This window comes from Tolypothrix sp. PCC 7601, from assembly GCF_025677855.1.
Lineage (GTDB): Bacteria > Cyanobacteriota > Cyanobacteriia > Cyanobacteriales > Nostocaceae > Aulosira > Aulosira diplosiphon.
Map to the genome: position 1 here is coordinate 6,344,218 of NZ_CP064879.1, position 24,529 is coordinate 6,368,746.

The following is a 24,529-nucleotide window of genomic DNA, read 5'->3' on the forward strand; positions in this document are numbered from 1 at the left end:
ACAGAGGTAGAGGGGTAGCATTTTTGTGTTCTGTGTCCTACCTGTATATGTCATTTGAAATTTCCAGAACTCTAATCTTTTCTGCAAAGCGCATTTCTAATATGACTAGTTCTAATTCCATCAATACCCTTCTGTTTGTCGATCGCAATGTCGAGAATTACCAATCTCTTATTGCTAATACCCAAACGGGAACTGAAGTTATTCTCCTCGATGCTAACCAGGATGGGGTAGAGCAAATTAGTAATGTTTTAGCCCAGCGAAGTAATATCGCTAGTGTCCAAATTATCTCTCATGGAAGTGAGGGACAAGTTCAGCTAGGTTCCACTCTCCTAAATACAGAAACCATCACTCAATACCGTCACTTACTAGAACAGTGGCGCAATTCTTTGACAGAAAATGCTGATATTTTGCTGTTTGGTTGTGATGTAGCTTCAGGAATAGGCGAGGAGTTTCTTCAGCAATTAAGCGAAATTACCGGGGCTGATATTGCAGGTTCTACAGATATTACCGGAAATGCAAATTTAGGGGGAGATTGGAATTTAGAAGTTCAAACAGGAAGTATTGAATCGAGTTTAGCGGTTACTGAGGAGGCAAAGCAGGGTTATACCGATTTATTATATTTGAAAGCAGAATATTTTAACGATAAAGACCTAGATAAAGACCCTGGTCTTTTTGACAGTAGAGGTACGCGTTATGACATTGATAATATTAATTATGCACAAAACGATGAGAATTTTGATTTTGTAAATGGAAATGACGATAAAGGGATAATTTGGACGGGTTATGTTTATGCACCTGATAGTGGAAATTACACTTTCTACGCGGACATTGATGACGGTGTACGTCTATGGGTAAATAATACAAGAATTATTGATAAATGGAATAATGGTACTGGTGAATACACAGGTAATATCTCTTTAACTGGAGGACAATGGTATCCCTTTCAGATGAATTTTCAGAATAATACAGGTGGTTGGCGAGCGATTCTGAAATGGTCTAGTCCATCTATTTCTAAGCAAGTTATTCCCGCTGCAAATTTTATTCTTCCTAATGAGATTCCATCCACCAAATATCAAGTTTCTATTACAACTTCTACATCAGAAGTAACAGAAGGCGAAACTGCAAGATTTACTATTAGATCTAATCGTGATGTTTCAGGAGAGGTAAAAGTTTTTTACAAGGTTGAACCTATCTCTGGAGCAAATAGCAATGATATTGATAATATTCCTCAACCTCAGTATGTAGCCAAATACGTCAAATTATCTGGGAATAGTGCAACGATAAATATCCCTATTAAGGATGACTTACTCACTGGAGAGTCTGGAGAGAAAGTAAGAGTCACCTTATTACCCGATCCTTCTAATGCTTATTCAATTAACACCAGTTCTGCTACCGTAACTATCAAGGATAATGAACCTGTAATTAGCATTGAAAAAATCAAAGATAGCTTTGGCTCAGAAAATATCCAAAATGCTCAATTTAACCTAATTTTAGATCGCCCTGCTTCTCAACCGTTTACAGTTAAGTTTAATCTTGGAGGCTCTGCAAGTTATGGAGAAAAACAAGACTATTTCTTCACAAATATAGATATTCGCACAGGACAAGGGGGAAAAAACAATCCTATTCCGGTTACTATCACGATTAATGATGATGACATTCGAGAAGGAGATGAAAACTTTACAGTCTCTTTAGATAGTACCCCTAACCAAGGTTATACAGTTGATTCATCTAACAGTTCAATCACTTTTAATCTGATTGATGATGAACCAAAAATAGGGATTACTAAAATTAAAGATGGCTCAGAAAATATCGGAGATAATGCCGAATTCGAGCTAACTTTTGACCGCCAAAGAACAGAAGACTTCGCCTTAAAACTAAAGGTTGATGCTGTCACTAAAAAAGATGCATCTGACTCTGACAAATACCTAAAAACTACAGGTAATCAAGTTATTCGCGGTGAATTTATCGACACAGCTAAAGGTGCTGACTATCTTCTCTACTGGCGCTACAAAGACGGTAGTAAGAAAGAATATATAGCAGCCGATCAATTTACAGTTACCGCTAACACAGGACTTGGTGATAAAGCAATTATTATCGGCGTTGAACCGATTAATGACGAAGTAGCTGAAAATACTGAATCTGTAAAAGTTGAATTGGTTCAACAAACTTCTGGTAGTAACAAACGCTACTATGAAGTTGATAGCAGTAATAAATCTGACACCATCAATATTGATGACAATGAACCAACCCTAGAGTTTGTCACTTTTAAAAATGCCAAAGAATACGATACATTCTTACCTAATGGTGAAGATTCAGGAACAATTGGTTATATTGAATTAAAAGCGGATAAACCTGTTCTCTCTTCCTTGGGGTTGTGGGTGAAATATACCATCACAGCTGGTAATACCGTTATTGAAGGGGTAGATTATCTCAGTTCTCAATATCGTAGAGTTTCTTTCGATCCCAGTACCCAAACAAAAGGGATTATTGTCCCTAACAGTGAAGACTTAAAGATTGCTGGTAACAGTGTTGTAGATGCTTCCAAAATCCGCATCTATTTTATGGGGTTACCAGATGCAATTAAAGAAAATATTGAAAACTTAGATATTAAGATTCAACCCTATCACTTTGATTTAGATACGACAGGTAATAAGACAATCTCCAATTACTTCCTCAAACAAAATGGTGCGATTGTCGATTCTATTAACACTACCTTAAAAATCGAAGATAGCGGACTGTATTCACCACAAGTATTAATTCTCGACCAAACTGGTCAGTTAGTTAGCGATAAAAATCCCTTAGCAGTCACAGATGGTAAAGCTACCTTGAAACTCAAATTAGGTAGCCAACCTTTGAATGATGTTATTGTTAAATTTAATCCCCCTGCACCAACAACATCTGCTTCCTTACCTACAGGTACAACTACAAAAACCGAAGGAACAGATAACAACAACCAACTCGTTAATGCTATTGCGATTACCACCAGTTCTTTCAGATTTGAGGGTGCAATCAGTAGTAACAAAGACATTGATACTTTTAAGATTGACCTTAAACCAGGCGATAAACTTAAAATTGATACTGATGCAAGAAAACCCAATTTATCAACACTAGATTCTCAAATAAATCTCTTAAACTCTCTGGGTGAAATAGTTGCTAAAAATGATGATACCTCTGGAGATGATTGGGATTCCTTACTAGAATATACTGTCAGCAAAGCTGATACATACTATATTCAAGTTGTTTATAGTGAGTATTACGGTGCATCTGGTACAAAATATAGTAGCGGTAAGTATAAACTAGCTGTAGATGTAACTCCCATTGGTGTGGCGTTAAAACCTGGTAATAGTGTCACTTTTAATGCGACTAATTGGGATAAATTACAAACTATAAATATTGAAGGAGTCACTGCTGATTTTAATTTACAAGCTCAACTTACTAGTAGTGATGCTAACTATCAGAACCTCAATCTTAGTCTTCCTGTTACAATTACACCTCCTTTACAAACAATAGTAAAAGAAGGTGTAGCAGCACAAAATTTAGGTACACCCAAAGTTAGTATTTTTGCTGTAGGTGATCCTACCTTAAACAACAAAGACCCACGCATTCAAGAAAATAGTTTAGAAGTGGCTCAATTTGTTGTTCAACTAGACCATGTAGTTGATCAAGATTTAACAGTTAGCTATAGCATTGGTGGTACAGCAACTCAGGATATTGATTACTCCAGTAAATTTCCAACAGGTGCTAACAATACTTATTCTGTCACAATTCCCAAGGGTGAAATTTCTGTTGCTTTACCTGTTGTCCCTATTGCTGACGATATCAAGGAATTGTCCGAAGAAATTACCATTACCTTGAATTCTGGAAACAGCTACACTGTTGATGCAAATGCTAACAGTAAAACCATCGCTTTAATTGATAGTAATATTGTTGGGTTTAAATTAGCTAATGTCAGCTTTGATGATACAAATTTAGATGCACAGGGTAAACCTAAAGCGATAATTGCTTCTAGTTTCCGTCCATTGCAAACTAAAGAAAGTGGCGAAAGTGAAACATTTGCTATTCGGCTAAAAACCAAACCAAGTAGTAGCGTTACGGTAGATTTCACTGGATTAAATATCAAAGAAAGTAGCCTCAGTATCTCTATAATTACCTTTACTCCTGATAACTGGGATCAATATCAATTAGTGACAGTTACGGGTAAAGCTGATAATGTTATTGATGGTGATATTACTTACGATATTCAAGCAAAAAGTAGCAGTAATGACTCTAATTACAATGGGTTAGGTATTCCTATTACTGTTACGAATCAAGATATCAACAATAGTATTGATAAACTTGTCACTCTCGAACGTCCTAATCCATCTCTACCTCTGGTAACAATCCAGGGAACTAATACTACCTTTGCGGAAAATAGCAGCGCATTTAACACAGTCAAAGTAATTTTAGATCGGCCTGCACCCAAAGGAGGGTTACCAGTATTCTTTTCCTTTGATGGTAGTAGTGCTACTTGGAAACAAGATTTCACTTTTAATACCAACTACTTCCAAACACAAACTGAAGCAAAAAATCCTTTTAATGGAATTAATGTTGGTAAGTTCAGTAATCCTAATTTTGCAGATCTCGATAAAGATGGAGATTTAGATTTAGTAGTTGGTAACGGTAATGGTGTCGTCCAGTTTTATCGCAACATTGGTACTACAGCGACTCCCTTCTTTAGTGCAGAAACAGGTAGTAGTAATCCCTTCACAGCTATTAAGGTTGATGGTAATAGTACACCAACCTTTGCCGATATCGATCAAGATGGAGATTTAGATCTAGTTATTGGTAGTTCCACAGGGAATCTCTCTTATTCTGAAAATATCAGTGATAGTAAAGGAATTAAATTTGCACCACTGCAAAAGCTAGAAATAATTGGACAACCAACAATCACCAACAGTGCGCCTACTTTCGCAGATATTGATCGAGATGGTGATTTAGATGCAATTATCGGTGCCGGCGATGGCACAATTAAGTATTATCTAAATACTGGGACAAAAAATACTGGTACAAGCATACAGCCAATCTTAACTCCCCAAGCAGATGCAAATAATCCCTTTAAGGGTATTGATGTTGGTGATGATAGTAAACCGAATTTGGTAGATTTTGATGGCGATGGCGATTTAGATTTATTTGTTGGTGGTAAAGATGGTAAAGTTTCCTTTTATCGCAACATTGGTACAGCCAAAAACCCTCAGTTTACCCTCGATAATAATACTCCAACTAATACCTGGAATATGGGGGGCAATAGTGCGCCTTTATTTATAGATTTAGACCAAGATAATGACTTAGATACAGTTATTGGTAAGGCTGATGGTACGCTGCAATATCAGAAACAATACCAAGCTATTGTCATTCCTGAAGGAGAAACCATAGGTGAAATTACAGTTCAAGCAATTGACGATCAAATTCTAGAAGGTAATGAAATTATTAACCTAAAACTAGCAGAAGATACTAGTTATCGTGTTAATACTAATCAACCAGAAAATCACCGTCAAACTCTGACAATTCAAGATAACGATAAAGCCGGATTACTACTAAAAAATGCCCAAGGACAACCTGTCCAAAGTCTGAAATACCAAACACAAGAAAATAGTAATATTCCTGTTAATTTCAGCCTTGAACTGACTAGTAAGCCGACAGATCAAGTTAAAGTCAGTATCTTTAGTCAAAATGTCAGGGAAGGATTACTCCAGAAAACTGGAGATACAACTGCTAATCAAGTTGTTGATTTAATCTTCACCCCAGACAACTGGAATCAACCTCAATCTTTTTCCATTATTCCCCAAGACGATCGCGTTCAAGATGGGGCAATTGCTTATACAATAGGACATCAAGTTCAAAGTCTTGACCCCAACTACAATGACACCGCCGACTATCAACTAGGTTTTAGCATCAGCGATAGATTAGTTGATCGGGTAAGTATTGCCGCAGATGGTACACAAGCAAATTCTGCTAGTAGCCTATTTGATTCTCCTACTATTAGCGCTGATGGACGTTATGTGATTTTCTCATCCTTTGCCAACAACTTAGTAGAAAATGATAGTAACTCTAACTCAGACGTTTTCATCTACGATCGCAATACCAAGGAAACTGAACGCATTAGCGTCAGTAGTGATGGTATTCAAGGGAATAATCAGAGTTTTCAGCCTGCGATTAGTGCTGATGGACGCTACGTAGTTTTTACATCATTGGCTAGCAATCTAGTGTCCGGTGATACTAATAGCAAGACAGATATATTTATCTACGATCGCACTACTCAAGCAACTCAACGGCTGAACCTCAACAATAATGGTACACAAGCAAACGATCATAGTTTTAACCCTGCAATCAATGCTGATGGACGCTATGTTGTCTTTGAATCCGATGGCAGCAACTTAGTATCGGATGATACGAATAGTCAGCGAGATATTTTCATTCGCGATCGCACTACCAATCAAACCCAACGGATAAACCTCAGCAATAGTAATCAACAAGCAACTGGTAATAGCGATAATCCTGTAATTACTGCTGATGGACGCTATATTATCTTTGAATCTGATGCTGATAACTTGGTAGCAGGTGATAATAACGGCAAAAAAGATATCTTCATTTACGATCGCACTACCACTCGCACCATTGTTAGCAAAGTTGTTACTAACCCCATTAACACCACTGGCGGGACTATTTCCGTTTCTATTACCAATTCTCCTACTGGTGAAGAAAAAGACAAAGCATTTGATAACGACACAAATACTAAATGGTTAATTTTTGGTTCCTCTGGTTGGATTCAGTATGCATATCCAGTCAGTAACGTTGTAGTCAACAGCTACTCGATTACCTCTGCTAATGATTTTTCAGAACGAGATCCCAAAGATTGGCAATTACTCGGCTCCAATGATGGTATCACCTTTGAAAAAATTGATGAACAAACAGGGATTAACTTTAGTACTCGTTTGGAAACCAAGACTTTCCAATTAAATAACGCCAAACAATATAGTTACTATCGCCTCAATATTCTGTCTAATCATGGAATCGATCCTAAAAGCGGTGGTGCGGTTCAATTAGCGGAATTTAAACTCAATGCTAACACTGCCACAACTGTCACAGAATCTGTAATTACCGCCGGAGAAGGTATACAGCGCATTAGTGTTGCTAGCGATGGTACACAAGCAAATGGCAATAGTGCGATCGCTTCAGTCAGTGCTGATGGGCGCTATATTGTTTTTGAATCCGATGCTAGTAACCTGGTAAGCGGTGACACCAACGGCAAAAAAGATATCTTTATTTATGATCGCACTACTAAACAAACTCAACGCATCAGTGTTAGTAGCGATGGTACTCAAGGTAACGGCGATAGTTTAGATCCTACTATTAGTGGCGATGGACGCTATGTCGTCTTTGAGTCGGAAGCTAGTAACCTAGTAGCAGATGACACTAACGGTAAAAAAGATATTTTCCGTTACGATCGCACTACCAAGCAAATCGAACGCCTCAATGTTGCGAATAATAACGCCCAAGGGACTGATAACAGTTATAATCCGGCGATTAGTGGGGATGGTAGCTATGTTGTCTTTGGTTCGGTAGCCGAAAACCTGGTTGCAGGTGATAGCAACAAATTTAGTGATATCTTCGTTTCTTCGCCTACTAACGATTTAGTTGTTACCAATCTGGATGATAATGACAAAGCGGGATTTGTCATTACTCCTTTACCAATTACTACTGAAGGAACTCAGGATGCCTTTAGTATTAAACTTGCTAGCCAACCCACAGGTAAAGTTGTTGTCACACTGACACCCCAGGATGATGAATTTTACTTTGTTGGTAAAAAACCCGGCGATACCATCACCATTACTTTTAACGCGCAAAACTGGGATAAAGCCCAAACCCTGCAAATTGCTGCCGTTGATGACAACAAGGTAGAGTATTTACAAAGAAGTGCGATCGCCTTTGAGGTTAGTGGCGAAGATCCACTCTATAACAATATTGGTGCGAACCTCAAACCTGTAACTGTCCTCATTCAAGATAACGATCTTCCCACAGCTAGCATCAGTGCTGGTAGATCCGCCGCCGAAATCTACTCTACACCAGGATATTTTGTTGTTCAATTAGATCGCAATCTTGGCGAACAAGGGACTTTAGTCTTGGATGGAGTTGATGACTATGTTACTCTGGGCGATCCCAAAATTGGTGGCGACTTTACCCTTGAAGCCTGGATTAAGATTGATAAATATCAAGATTATGCCACCATTCTTGACTTAGGAAATGGTCAAGATAAAGATAATATCCTTTTCAAGTTTGATAATACAGGTAAACTACAGTTAAACACTCGCAACGGTAGTGGTAACCAGACAACTATCACGACAGATCAAGTATTAGCTATTAATCAATGGATTCATGTCGCCGCAGTTAATGATGGTAAAGGTAATGCTGCTATTTACCTTAATGGTGAGTTAGCTACACAAGCCAGTGGTCAAACCATCGTCAATAATATTGCCCGTAACAGTAACTTTATTGGTAAAAGTAACTGGAGTAATGAATATTTTGATGGCAATATCACCGAAGTAAGAGTTTGGGATACAGCCCGTAGTAGCGACCAAATTCGGCAAAATATGAATCGTTTTCTCACAGGTGCAGAAAACGGTTTAAAAACTTACTACAGCATTAATGATGCCAATCCCACTAACCTCAATCCCGAAACCTTAACCGACTATACAAATAACGGTATTGATGGCACTCTCAAAAATGGTGCAGTTTGGCAAGTAGGGAACTTTGACGCGCCTGTTTATGCCCTTCCTGTTGATAATACAGGGCTGGAAATCAACTACAAAATTAGCGGTGGTACAGCGATAAAAGACTCAGATTATCAATCAATTGGGACAGATGGTAATATAGGTAAAGTTCGGGTTTTTGGTAATCAAATTCTTATTCCGATTGTTCCCATTGATGATAAGAAAATCGAAGATGTAAGTTTCACAATTAATAATGTTTCTACCGTATCTAGCAGTGATGGTAAAACAACTTTACGTTTAGATGTTCTGGGCAATGCCATACAACCTTCCTTGAAAGTCAAGGAAATTAACGTTGACAATACTACTTCTCTCACAGGAGAAGAAAAAGAAAAAGCCGCTGATGGTAACATCAATACTAAATGGCGCACTGATATGCAGTCAGATATCCCAAATGTTATTGATAACTGGCTGCAATATAAATTAGAAAATACGGCTGTTATTAAAAGTTATGCCATCACTTCTGCTAATGATTCTCCGAGCCGAGATCCACAGAATTGGCGTATTTGGGGTTCTAATGATGGTAAGTCATTTACCCAACTAGATGAACGTTCAGGGATTACTTTTGCCAATCGCTTTGAAACTAAAACCTTTGATTTCAAGAACACTACCCCTTATCAATACTATCGCCTAGAAATCGTTAAAACCAACGGTGCAAATACAGTTCAATTAGCAGAATTTAAACTTCTGCCTACAGTTGATGTCGATTTACCAACAGGTAGTATTGTTGATTTTGGTAATAACTTAACCGGAAACCTGACTCAGGATGTTACTCTGAATCAATTAGCCCAAGGTTCCTTTAGCTTTGATGGTACTAATGATTACGCTACTTTAGGAAGTACAACAATTGGTGGCGATTTTACAATTGAAGCTTGGATCAAAGTTGATCAGCATCAGTCGCAAGCAGAAACTATTGTTAAGTTAGCTAACGGTCAGAATGATGACAGAATAAGCCTGTATGCTTTCAATGGAATACTGTCTCTAGAAACTATTAATGGCACATCTTCGATAGCGAGTGCTAACAATCCTTTACCGACTAATGAATGGGTTCATGTCGCAGCAGTTAATGACGGTAATGGTAATGTGTCTCTTTACATTAACGGTGAGTTAATTAAACAGGCAAGTAATCAAAATATTGCTAAGAATATTACCCGTAGCAATAACTTTATTGCTTCAAATGGCTCGGCTAATTATCTTGACGGTAATATTGCTGAAGTCAGAGTATGGGATACAGCCCGCAGTACTGAAGAAATTCAGGCAAATATGAACCGTTTTCTCTCTGGGAAAGAAGACGGTTTAAAAATTAATTATAGTGCTAATACTGCTAATGCTAATGCCACAAATAAAACCAGTGGCATAATTAACGATTTGACTGGTAATGGTATTAATGCCAGCTTACAAAATGGTGCTACTTGGAATGTTAGCAAAATAGATTCTCCTGTAAACAGTAACGTCATTAATTACACGGGAACATTAGAACTAACCGTTAATGATACTGTCGCTAGTCAAATTAAAGCCGGAAATGCAGCCAGGATTCCTTCCGAAACAGTCACGGTAACATTACTCTCTGGTGGCGGCTATAAATTAGGAGATACTAGTTCAACAACCGCCAGCCTGAATATTATTGATAACGATGTTCCTGGGGTGCGGATTGTTCAAGGTGGAAATCGGACTATTGCCATTGAAGATGATTCATTCAAAACCAATAATGGCGATACAATTCGCACATCTCAGTTTGAAATCTCTCTACTCAGTGAACCTTCATCTGATGTCACCCTGACTTTAAAAACTAACACCACCAAGAAAAATGCTGCTGGTGAAGATAAGAAACAACTAGGCTTTATTGACAAAGATGGTAAGTTAGTTGATACGCTGCAAGTTACCTTTAAACCAGAGGAATGGTATCAATTAAAAACCATTACTGTTCAAGGTATAGATGATGGAATCCTGGAACCAGATTTAGAAACAAATATCGCTGTCATTGACTATAAACTGAGTAGCAAGGATATTAACTATGACAATCTGGCTGTTGTACCCCAAACAGTTTATATAGTTGATCGGGTTCTGGATAAAGTTGAAACCATCAAAGGGATTGAAGCTGGATTTGGTACACTTCAAGGTACAATTGATAACTTAGAACTACCAATTATTGGTTCACTCAAAGGACGTTCTCCAACTTTACTGCAAGATTTAGGCAGAATTGTCAGTCAAGGTGTCAGCCAAACCGATCCCAATCAACTGACAACAAAATCGCTAGATAAGCTAATAGAAGATGCTTTAACTCAGTTAGGAATTTCTGGGGTAGATGTCAAAACCACAATGACAGATACCGATGTTTACTTTGAGTTTAATGCTCAGAAAAACTACAAACTTTTTAATCTCAATCTTTCCTCAGATTTAGGTGTTCCGGCTTTAGGGATTGGCTTTGAAACTCAAGGTAATTTAACGGGTAATTTCAAGTATGATTTATCTGTTGGATTTGGCTTAAATAAACTCCTTGGTTTCTATATCAATCCAGACAAAACTAAGTTTCATGCTGATGTCAGCCTGAATTTGAGCAAAGATTTTAAAGGTGTAGGTAATTTAGGCTTTCTGCAAGTTGATTTTGCTAATGATCCTACTAATCCAACTAAATTAGAAATTTCTGCGGATATTAGCTTTAAAGATCCAGATGCTAGCAAGAAAAAACTTGTCACACCACAACCAATCACCACAATTGATGTCACCGCTACCAAGGTAGACAGTACCCCCGCCGATACTTTAGTTATTCCCACACCGCCACAGCTTCCACCTGCACCTACGGAAAAATTAGCGCCGAAATCACCAGCTGCTACCACGCCAAATTTACCTACTCCGGTAAGTAAAACTAATCCTAGTCAAGAAATTGCAGAAATTCCTGTAGCTAATCCCGTTTTAGCGCAAACAGTAGATACAAAGACGGTAGAATATAACCGCAATCTGCAAACTATTCCCCAAGCAGCGTCTTTTACCTCTTCTTTTTCTAATGTCTCAGCATCAACCCTAGCGACATGGTTAAAAAACCCAGCCACAGCAACGGCGGGTATTCCTCAAGAAGTGCTGACAGCCTTAACAAATGCTTCCCCAGAAGTCAAAGTTTTATTGCAAATTCTGTTAGCCGAAACCACTGGGGTAAATATTGCCTTTAACGATAAACAACTGCAATTTACCTATCCCGGATCGATTGATTTTGCGAAGTTAGCTACTGTGATTCCGGGAGTTAAGAATATCCCCCTCAATGGCTTAACTCTGCCTGTTACAGGTGCAAAACTCACAATTAATAATCCGGGATTAGAAAATGCTGACTATACATTTAGTGCAGCTAGTTTACCAAAGGCACAGTTAGTTAATTGGTTAAGTAATCAAGCTAAAACAGTAATACCGCAGGGTGTACAAGATGTCCTCAATTCATTACTAGCATTAACTAATAATGTTGATTTGGTATTAGGCAGAGATCAACTGCAAATTACTTACTTGGGTAATCTGGATCTTGCCCAAATCAAAGATAAAATTCCGGGGATTAAGGATTTACCTTTAACTGGCTTAACTTTACCTGTTACCAATCCCACAATTACCATTACTAATCCAGGTAATGCTAGTGCTAATTATGCTTTGTCGGCTGCTAGTTTACCCAAGGCACAGTTAGTTAATTGGTTAGGTAATCAAGCCAAAACATTACTACCCCAAGGTGTACAGGATGTTGTCAATAAACTCTTGGCGTTAACTAATAATGTTGATTTGGTATTGGGTAAAGAACAAATCCAAATTGCTTACCAAGGTAATCTCAACCTGACACAGTTTATAGGTGTAATTCCGGGGATTAAAGATTTACCTTTAACTGGGTTGAATTTACCTGTTACCAATCCCAAAATTACAATTACTAATCCTGGTAGCGTTAATGCAGATTATGCTTTTGTTGCCGAAAAACTCCCGAAAGCACAATTAGTTAACTGGTTAGCTGCTCAAGGTAAATCTTTATTACCCCAAGGCGTACAAGATGTTTTAAATCAACTCCTAGCACTCACTAACAATATTGATTTGGTGCTAGGAAACAATCAAATCGAAGTTGCTTATCAAGGTAATCTTGATTTGGCAAAATTAGCAGCTTTGATTCCTGGGGTAAAAGAATTACCTTTAAATGGTTTAACCTTACCTGTTACTAATCCTCGCCTCACAATTACCAATCCTACAGGAACTAACCCAGATTATGCTTTTGCAGTTGATAGTCTACCAAAACGTCCAATTCTGAATTGGTTAACTAATCAAGCCAAATCTGTATTACCTGAAGCTGCTCAAAACCTCCTGAATCAGCTATTTATTGAAAACTTTGAGCGAGTAGATTTGGTATTGGGTAGCAAGCAAATGCAAATTACCTACAAAGGGGATTTGCAATTAGATAAGTTAATCTCGGCGATTCCTGGGGTGCGAGATTTACCGTTAACAGGGTTAAATTTACCTGTGACAAATCCGAGTTTAACTTTATTAAATCTCGGTACAAATAATGTTGATTATGCCTTTAGTGTAGAACGCTTACCCAAACAAGAATTAATCAATTGGGTGAAAGGAAAAGCAGCAGCTTTATTACCAGAAGAAGTACGTAATGTTCTGAATGGGTTACTAAATTTAACAGAAAATGTTGATTTACAACTGGGTAATAACCAGATTCAAATCAGTTATTTAGGTAAATTAGACCTTAGCAGTATTTTACAACAAGTTCCGGGGCTAAAAGATTTACCTCTGAATACCCTGAAGTTACCTGTTACTAATCCACGACTGACAATTATTAATCCCAATAGTCAGGATATTGACTATAGTTTTGCGGTTGAACAGTTACCCAAACAAGAATTAGTTAATTGGCTAGTTCAACAGTTACCCACAGAAGCTAAATCTATTTTGAATACGGTTTCTGATGTTGCTCAACAGGTAGATGTTTTATTTAGCGACAAGCAATTAAAACTGGCTTATCAAGGTAATTTAGATATTGCCAAAATTGCCAAAGTCATACCGGGAATTAAAGATTTATCTTTGGATGGATTGGCTTTACCACTTAGCAATCCCCAGTTGATTTTAAGCAACTTAGGTACACAGGATCTCAGTTACGCCTTTAAGAGCGATCGCCTACCGAAAAAAGAACTAGTTACATGGTTAACAAACACAGTCACCAAGCTACTCCCGGCTGATGTGCAGTCGTTTGTCAAGCAACTGCTGAGTGTGGTTGAGAATATTGATTTACAATTTGGGAATAATCAAATTCAAATTGGCTACTTAGGCGATCTCAACCTGAAAACCATCATCGATGGAATTACCAGTCAACTCGGTGATTTCCTGTTACCACTCAAGGGATTAAACCTCACCCTAACTAATCCCAGTATTACAATTACTAATCCCAATCTTGCACCGAGTTTTAGCTTTAATTTAGATCGCCTCCCTGTAGATCAAATTAAAACTTGGTTGGTAGATCAAGTTAAAACTCTAGTTAACGATCCGAGTGTGCAAAATTTCCTCACCGGATTATTAAACAACTTAACCAACATTGATTTAGTTCTCGGTGATAACCAAACCCAAATTACCTATTTAGGTTCAGTTGATTTAGTCAAAGCTTTAGATATTATTCCGGGTTTAGACTCTGTTACCCCCAAAAATTTAAGCTTACCTGTTCTCAATCCCAGCTTTACAATTAACAAAACCGGAAGCGATCGCAACTATAGCCTGACGGCGGAAAGTTTACCCAAAGAAGAGTTAACTCAATGGCTGAGTAAAGAAGTCATGGCGCTGTTACCTACAGAAGTTGCAGGGATGGTGAAATCTCTGCTCAATGTAGCGCAACGCATGGATGCAACCATTGGGAGTAATCAACTAGCGCTGAGTTATCAGGGTAGCTTAGATTTAGCGACAATTATTAAAGAAATTCCTGGGTTAAATGAGTTACCCCTGAATAATTTATCTTTACCTGTGCTGAATCCCAAGATTGAGATTCTCAACCCAGGTAAGAATGCTAGCTATAACTTTAGTGCTGAACAACTGCCAAAACAACAGTTACTCGATTGGTTAGTGCAACAGTTACCGGCTGAGGTGAAATCGGTATTACAGGCGATCGCATCTGAAGCGCAAAACCTGGATGTGGTTCTCGGTAATAGTCAGATTGAAATCGGTTATAACGGTAACATTGATTTAGTTAAACTCCTGGCGTTGATTCCTGGTGTGAAGGATTTACTTACCACTGGGCTAAGTCTACCTGTACTCAATCCCAAGCTTACCATTCTCAATCCTGGCGCAAATGCTAGCTACAGCATTGATGCCGAAAAATTACCGAAACAACAGTTAATAAATTGGCTCAGTTCTAAGTTACCCAGTGAAGTGCAAACTGTACTGAGCAAACTTTCTACTAATTTAGATATCAATATTGCTCAAAATCAACTGCAACTCAACTATCGTGGTGATGTTGATTTACTAGAACTAGCGGGAGTTATCCCTGGTGTTAAGGATCTACCTCTGCAAGGATTAAAACTGAATGTTACCAATCCCAGTTTTACCTTAATTAATCCAGGTAAAGCCAACGCAGATTATATCTTCAATAGCGATCGCCTACCTACCAAGGATCTCCTAAATTGGCTAAAAACCACAGCTACCAATAGCTTACCCGACGCGGTGAAATCAGTTCTCAATCAATTACTGGCGCTGGGAACCAATATTGATTTAGTTTTGGGTAAGGGACAAATGCAACTTGCTTATAATGGCAATTTGGATCTTTCCCAAGTTATCGGCTTAATCCCTGGGGTGAAAGATATTGGTGCTTTATCTGGGTTAAACCTCCCTGTGACTAATCCTAGTATCACCATTCTCAATCCTGGAACAGCCACAGCCCAGTATTTACTCAAGAGCGATCGCTTACCTAAAGAAGAACTGGTACAGTGGGCAAAAGAAAAAGCCACAGAATTACTACCCGCAGATTTAGTCAAGGTATTCAATACTTTGATGAATATTTCTGAAGGTATTAATTTAGAAGTAGGCAATAATCAGCTAGAAATTGCTTATGAAGGTTCGGTTGATTTAGCTACCCTCCTCAAAGAAATTCCCGGATTAAATGAATTACCCCTCAATAACCTGAAATTACCTGTTCTCAACCCCAGTTTAACTATTACTAATCCTGGTAAGAGTGCAAGTTATAGTTTTGCTGCTCAACATTTACCAAAACAGGAGTTAATTAGCTGGCTAAAAGAACAAGCTAAATCTTTAATTCCTACAGAATTACAAGGAATTTTCAACGCTTTAGCGGCGGTAGGCGAACAATTAGATATTCGCTTTGGTGATAGTCAATTCCAAGTAAATTATCAAGGCGATCTCAATCTAGTAAATATCCTCAAAGAAATTCCTGGTATCAAGGATTTTGACTTTACTGGTTTAACTTTAAATGTTAAAAATCCCAGTATTACGATTACCAACCCAGGTAAGGATGCAGACTTTAGCTTTAGTGCCGAAAAACTACCAATTGCTGATTTACAAAATTGGTTAATCACCAAAGCTGGTAATGCTTTACCAGCAGAAGCTAAGGATATTCTCAATGGACTTAAGGGGTTAGCACAGGATGTTAATATTCTCCTGACAGATAAACAAATCCAAGTCCTTTATGACGGTACTGTTGATGTCGTTGGGCTAATTAAAAATATTCCTGGAATTAGTAATGTTCCCCTACCGCCAAATAACGCCCTTACTGTTACTAAACCAACTTTAACTCTGACGCGAGTAACTACAAATAACATTACCAGCACAGATTTTAACTTTAGTGCAGAAAAACTCAATAAAGATGGCTTGAAGAAATGGTTAATCGATCAAGCAGCGAGTGCGCTACCGTCATCAGTTAAAAATGTTATTAGTTCCCTAATTTCCACCGCCGCCGATTTTGAGGTTCTCTTCAAAAATAACCAGCTACAAATTAGTTACCCAGGAACGCTGGATTTAGCTAGTGTGATTAAGCAGATTCCTGGCTTATCAGAATTACAAACTATTGGCTTAACTTTACCAATTACCAATCCTGTTCTCAGCATTTCTAACCTAGATAAAGGTGCTTCTAATGCCAACTATTCCTTAACTGCGGATCATTTGCCAAAACAGGAATTAGTAGATTGGTTAACCAAACAAGCGAAAGCCGTTTTACCTGGTGAAGTACTAAACGTAGTTGAGGATTTGCTGGATTTAGCTAGAAGAGTAGATTTGCAAATAGGTGATAGTCAGATTCAGATTACCTATGAAGGTATCCTAGATTTGAGCGATGTTTTAGAGAAAATTCCTGGCTTAGATGCGCTCAATGTTAAAACTCTCGATTTACCAATTACTAATCCTAGCCTCACCCTAACTAAACCCCTTGGTGCTACCAGTTGGCGAGATGCTAACTTTAGCTTTAAAGCCGATCAATTACCTACCAAACAATTAGCAGATTGGCTAATTTCCCAAGGTTCGGCATTAGTTCCTAGTAGTGTAGCTACGCCAGTTAAAGATTTACTTAATGCTTTTGGTAATGTGAATGTGGGGTTGAGTAACAATCAATTCCAATTCTCTTCTAACCAAATTAACCTCAGTCAAGTTATTAATGCTATCCCCGGAATTAATAGCATTTTCACTGCACCGCCAAATCTCACCCTGACTAATCCGAATTTACTGTTAACTAACTTTAATTCGGGAAGTACTAATTATCAGTTTTCCGCTTCTGGGGTGAATTTAGCTACTTTAGCAACTTCCTTAGGAATTCCTACCAGCTTAAGCAGTAAGTTACCAACAGTCGATTTCTTTGTTAGTAACGATAAAGTGCAATTTTCTGCACCCCAAGGCATTGATTTGAAGTCTTTCGTATCTTTGGATAGTCTCGGTTTACCTGATGTAATTACCAAATACATCCCAGAAATTAAAATAGATAATCCCCAAATTACAGTTACCAAAGCTGCTAATTCTGCTAATAAAATTATTGACTTATCGGGAACAGTTGCCGGATTAAATATTGGCTTAAACTACGACGGTAATAAATGGACATCCAAAGGAATTGATGATGGTGGTCGCCTGAGTGCTTTGGATTTAATTAATGTCTTTAAGACAGCGAAAACTAATCAGCAGGACTTTTATAACTTCATTGATTATCAACTCAAAGGCGAAGCTAATCTCGGTTTAAAAGCTAAAACCAGCATTAATGGTAGTCCGGTTTTTCCCTCCTTTAGTTTTGATGTTACTGCCAATTTCCCGATTTTCAATTACGGCAATGTTCAACAAGCCAACAAAAATGGGACAAATATAAAACTCAATAATGTAGCAATTGATTTAGGCTCATTCATTAGTAATTTAATGGGGCCAGTCATCAAAGAAGTTAATAATATTATTGAGCCAATTAAACCAGTTATTAAACTCCTGAATGCTGATACCAAGTTATTTACTCAACTCGGTTTAGGTGATTTATTTGATGCCAATCACGATGGTACAGTCACAGTTTTTGAAGTTGCTAAACGGTTAGCGCCTCCTGAAGATCGGGCAAAATTAGAAAAATCCGAGCGGTTTATTAAAGCTGTCGGTGATATTGTCGATTTAATTACTGAACTGAGCAAAATTCCTGCCAATCAGCCAATTGTTATTGATTTAGGTAGTTTTGCCCTCAATGATTTGAAAGCAGCTAGCAAAGATACTACCCAAGCAGCAAATAAAATTGATACCAGTTCTAGTAATACAGGTGGTTTACAAACTACCAAAACAGCAGCCGATCCCCTCACTAGTGCCACCAATAAAACTAGTGGTAGTTCCACAGGTAGCTTCTTAAGTAAGCTGAAAAATATTGAAGGCTTACAATTCCCCATTCTTACCAATCCCCTCAAAGCCATTGACTTGCTGTTAGGAAAAACCACCGACTTGGTGATTTATGATATTCCTGACTTGGAATTTAACTTTGGCATTTCCAAGAGTTTCCCGATTTGGGGGCCAGTTAAAGGTGAACTTGGTGGAAGTTTCTCCGCGAAAACTAACTTGGTTGTAGGTTTCGATACCGCCGGAGTTAATGATTGGAAGGATGATGATTTTGAGTTCAGCAGTATTTACAAAATCTTTGACGGTTTTTATCTCAAAGATTGGGATGCAAACGGTAAAGATGTTGATGAATTGTCTTTAAATGCCACAATTACTGCTGGTTTAGGCTTAGATGTTGGCGTGGCTGATGCGACAGTGCGGGGTGGTGTTCAAGGTTATCTTGGTATTGATGTCGTAGATATTGGGGAAAATACAGGAACTAGCGATGGAAAAGTGCGCGGTTCCGAGATTATTTCTCGTATTAGCAAGCCTTGGGAATTGTTTGATCTCAATGGTAGTATTGATGCTTTCTTAGAAGCAGAAATTAAAGTACTTTTTGTCGGAACTGTATGGAAAGAAGAATTTGCCCGCTTTAACTTAGCTAAATTCACCCTGAGTGCTGATGGCTTTACCTTCAGTGGCGCACTTTCCCAAAGTTATATTGCTGGTGCCACAATCTTTTTAGATACCAACTTTAATAATCAGTGGGATGTAGGGGAAGTTAAGACAATTTCCGATGAATACGGTCAATTTAACCTGGATATTCCCCAAGAAGTCGATACTAATGGTGATGGTGAAATTGGGGTTGATGAGGCGCAATTAGTAGGATTAGGCGGCTTTGATACTTCTAGTGGTTTGTCTTCTGGTGCTTTAATTGCCTTACCAGGTTCGGCGATTGTGACACCGTTAACTAGCTTAGAAGCAAGACTAGTACAATCAGGCTTGAGCCGAGACGCAGCCGATGGCATCATTAAACAGCAATTGGGCTTAGATTTGGCATCAAATCTCGAAAGTTTCGACCCCCTCAAAGCTGTGGGAGAAAAGCAAGAAATTGGCTTAGATGTCTATTTGTCACATATTCAAGTACAATCTCTGCTCAATCAAACCCGTGCTTTCTTAGATGGTTTGCAACAAGCTGCTACAGGTGTAGTTAATCCTAATAATTTACTAGAAGCCATTAATGCCCTAGCTGTATATCTGCAAAATAGCATTTATTCTCACCTGGATTTGACGAATACAGAGATTCTCAAATCCTTCTTTAACTCAGTACTTGAGCGCAATCAATTAACTGCATCGGCTGAACAAGTAAGTGCTTTAGCTTTAGCCGCAGCCGCAGGTAATGAGTATTTAGAGAAAGTGGCGAAAGTGGGTGCATCAAAAGCTGTATCGGAAGCCTTACCAGTACTAGCCTCTCTCAAACGAGTTACCGAAGAACATATTCCTTTCTTAGTACAGCAGATGGCTGGGGGGGAACTGACTACAGAGCAACTTATAGGTGCGATCGCCGCGACTTTTGATCAAAACTATTATTTAGTTGATGCTAACGGTAATAGCTTTGGTAATCGTTATGCTTCTGTAAGTGTATCGCCAGCAAGGGTTTCTGAGGCTGATGCGACTAAGGTACAATTCCGCATAGATTTAACCCAAGAAGCACCAAACCAAGGTTTAAAGATTCTCTATGACTTCTCCGGTACAGCTACTTTAGGGGAAGATTATCAAATTGTCAGCGCAACTACAGGGGAAATCAATATTGCTCCTGGTGAAACTACTGCGGTAATTGAGGTTCAAGTTCTTAATGATAACTTGGCAGAAAACTTAGAAAGTATCGCCTTGAACTTGAAAACTGTGGGTGAAGGTTATGCGATCGCGCCAAATGCTAAAGTCGCCTTGATAGATATTCAAGATGATGACCAAACAACCGCAGATTCAGCTACAAAAGGAGTAGTTCTTAAGGGTAATTTGTTGGCTAATACCCTCACTGGTGGTGTTGGTAACGATCAACTCGAAGGTAAAGAAGGTAACGATTATCTTGATGGTAAAGAAGGCAATGACTTCTTACTCGGTGGTAGCAGTAATGATACCCTGATCGGCGGAGATGGTAACGACCAACTCGAAGGTAACTTTGGTGACGACTCCTTAGAAGGCGGTGCAGGTAGCGATAGATTAGAAGGTGGTGAAGGAAGCGATCGCCTTTTAGGTGGTGTCGGTAGCGATATAATCTTAGCTGGTTTAGGCAATGACTATTTAGAAGGTAATCAAGGTAACGATCAGCTAGAAGGTGGCGACGGTCAAGACACCATTTACGGTAACGAAGATAACGACTGGATAGTTGCTGGTAGCAGTAATGATATCATCGTCGGTGGTACGGGAGATGACATCCTCAATGGCGGTACTGGTGCAGATGTCTTCTTCTTCAACTCTCCCAATGACGGCTTTGACACAATTCTCGATTTCGATCCCGAACAAGGAGACAAAATCCAGATTTCGGCTTCCGGTTTTGGTATCAGTGACCTCAGTGGTTTCCGCTTTATTAATGGTGTCTTAGACTTCCAAGGAAAAAATCTCGCACTGATCCAAAATCAAGGCAAAACCTACGCCTACTTTTCTCACCTTGACCAAATTCTAGAACTTGTTGACCAACCCACCCCGATTCCATCTACTGAAAATAAACTGATACAGGAAAACCTGTATAGCTTTAATGCTCCCGCAGTATTGAATGATCTAGTTCAGAGCAGCCAAGGAACTGCGGCTAACCTCTTAGAAGCAATTTTACAAAGAGGTTATCTCAAAGTTGCTTCATCCAGCCAAAACTCGATTCTCAGCTTTGATTTAGAATTTGTTGGTGCTTTAGCAGCTGCTTTATTTGGTAACAAAAACCAAGTTGAAATCGTTAACACCACCTCTAGCGATGGTTTTACTCAAGTTGCTAATAAAAACCTTGACCTCAGCGTTAGGCGAGTGACTGAGAATCTTGTCCGAGATGGTGGTTTAAATGTGGATTTTGGCCCAGTGTATCTTTACGATCACCAAGGTATTTTAGTCCCCACTGACGGCAAGATTCAGAAGATTGAAGATCTCAAAGGTGCAACAATTGGTGTTGTTAGCGGCAGTACAGCCTACGCTAATTTAGTAAATATACTGCAACCTTTAGGTATTAACTTTACACCGCGCTGGTTTGACAATGGAGCGCAGATGTTTGCGGCTTATGAAAAAGGCGAAATTCCTGCTCTGTCTATTGATACAGCTTTAGTTGATAATTACTTACGTAACTTCCCAGATCCACAAAAACACAAGCTTCTTGATGGCGAATTTTCTAAAGAACCCATCGCCTTAGTACTGCCAGAAAATGAATCTGCTTGGGCTGATGTGGTACGCTGGGTAACTTACGCCACAATTCAAGCTGAAGAATTTGGCATTACTTCCCAAAATATTGACCAAATTCTGGCAGTAAATAAAGATGATAACCCCAATAATGATTCTGACCCTGCTATTCGCCGTTTCTTAGGCTTGCAAGAAAAATTGGGGGCTGCTTTAGGTTTGCGCGATGATTTCATCGTCCAAGTGATTAAGCAGGTTGGTAACTACGGCGAAATTTATCAGCGTCATTTTCCGAATTTAGAGCGCGATCGCAATCTTCTATGGACTGATGGCGGTTTAATGTATACACCGCCTTTCTCAGGTACACCTAAAGAACTGAATCTGATTGACAATGACAAACGTAACGTCTTAGACGAAATCAAACAAAGAGGTGTGCTGAATTTTGGCTTACCTGAACCCTTTAATTTCCCTGGTTTTACGGTAAAGCAGGAAGATGGCACAATCAAAGGCTTTGATGCAGATTTAGGTAGAGCATTAGCCGCAGCCGTATTTGGCAATCCCAATCAAGTAAAATTTGTACAACAAGCTTTTGCCGATGGCTTTGGTAATACAGCTAATGGTGTAGTAGATGCTTCTGCTGCGGCTTATACAGAGAACTTGGTGCGTGACGCGAGTTACGGAATTGATTACAGTCCGATTTATCTCTATACCGGACAAGGTATTCTCACCCGCAAAAATAGCGGTATTAGTTCCATCCCGACTCTCAATGGTCGTAAAATTGGTTTACTCAGTGGGATGTCAGGTACAACTGCATTGAGCAATTTGCAAGATGCATTGGTAAAATTTAGCGCCAGTCCTACCCTTGTCACTTTCGATAATTCTGCTGATATGTACGCCGCTTACGATCGCGGTGAGGTCGAAGCCGTCTTTAATGACGTTACACTCTTAGCAGGCAAAATTCCCACTTTATCTCAGCCACAAGAACACCAAATTCTCCAGGATACTTTTTCTAAAGAACCTTTAGCTTTAATCATTGATGAAAACCAATCGGATTGGGCTGATGTAGTTCGGTGGACAATGTATACTTTGGTGCAAGCTGAAGAATACGGCATTAGTTCCACTAATATTGATGACTTGATTGCTCGTAATACCGACGCTGACCCCAATAATGATTTTACGCCGGAAATTCTGGCATTCTTAGGAATTAAAGGTAATCTTGGTGCAAAGCTGGGACTCGCCAATGATTTTGCAGTTCAGGTAATTAAGGCGGTAGGTAATGCAGGTGAAGTATACGCCCGTAATTTTGATACAAATCTGTTACCACGCGGACTGAATGAACTTTATACCAGTTCTGGCTTACAGTATGCAGCACCTTTTGGCGGTATCGAGCCACAACAGCCCCATATTACCTTGAATACTGACACCAAGGTATTCCAATTAGAAGGCGATACTGACACAATTAATCTCAAGTTTAGTCTGAGCAGTAAGCACCTCAATAGCCAAAACATTCACCAAATTGCGTTGGTTGCTTATGATAACGCCCAAGGGGAAGTTGATGGCTTCAAACCTGGACAAGATGGCTACCTTAATGCTGTACTCAAACGTTCTCAGGTGCTGTTCTCGGTACTCCCTGATGACTTTATTTCTAATCCGACAAAAATTATTCAAAGAGCTAGTCGTGAAAACTTGGGATTGCTGTTTTTCCAAAATACCAGCTTAGATGCAGTTCTTGGTAATAGCAATCTGCTGAATCGTGTCTTTCTTGGTTCTCCTTTTGGTACCAGTTCTACCCAAGCCATGACGGTTGCGTCTCTGGATAACAATCAATTTAGTTTGAGCTTTGAGGATCAATTAGGAGATATTGACCCTGATTTAGTCGTGAAGTTAGAAATTACCAATGAAGAGATTCCTTTAGGCGCGAAGTTACAAACCCAAGGAACAGAGGAACTAATTGACCTTACAGATTTAGCTGGGTTACAAGTTCAAGTTTCCTTCCCAATTGTGAAAAGTGAAGCGGCTTATGATAATGTTTTCGGTTTCTATCAAATTGAAGACATTCAAGGTTCAGTGGTTGACTCCCTCACTGGTAAATTAATTCGTGTTGGTGAAGCAGGTTACGCACAAGCTGCAATCCGCAACAGTCAACAGCATGGTATGACTATGAATGACCAAGGGGTATTAACTGGTAGTACCTTTGCAGGTGGGAAATTCTATGCACCATATCTAATTGCTAATGGTACAGTTGATGCTGGGCTGAAAGGCGATGTTTCTGTCTATTTTAGCTTTATTGGGGCAAATTCTGACCATACAGATCATTTCCTCTCACTCGGCAATAATACTTGGGGTGTTGAAGACTTAGCAGGTGGTGGCGATCGCGATTTCAATGATATTGTGATTCAAGCCAATTTCAAAGTTGTCTAACCCTAACTCCAGCGCATCGGGGATATCTGTGTTTAGAAAAAGAATTGGTGTAGTCCGCACTTATAGGGCGGAGAGTTTCAACTAAGTACAATAAACATGAATCAGGAATATATTCAAAAAAAGAAATACTTATGAGAAGGATGGGAATA

Annotated in this window: 1 protein-coding gene; it reads left to right on the top strand. The window is 38.9% G+C overall.

Going from position 1 to position 24,529, the window contains the following annotated elements; all coding sequences use genetic code 11:
• Window positions 1-101: 101 nt before the first annotated feature.
• A complete protein-coding gene (locus tag HG267_RS25915; RefSeq protein WP_045868619.1) occupies window positions 102-24,380 on the top strand; it encodes a DUF4347 domain-containing protein in 24,279 nt (8,092 codons plus the stop codon).
• Window positions 24,381-24,529 lie beyond the last annotated feature (149 nt).

What these genes read in the sequence shown, in the direction of transcription:
- HG267_RS25915 (WP_045868619.1), top strand. Translation starts at nt 102, where the DNA reads ATGACTAGTTCTAATTCCATCAATACCCTTCTGTTTGTCGATCGCAAT.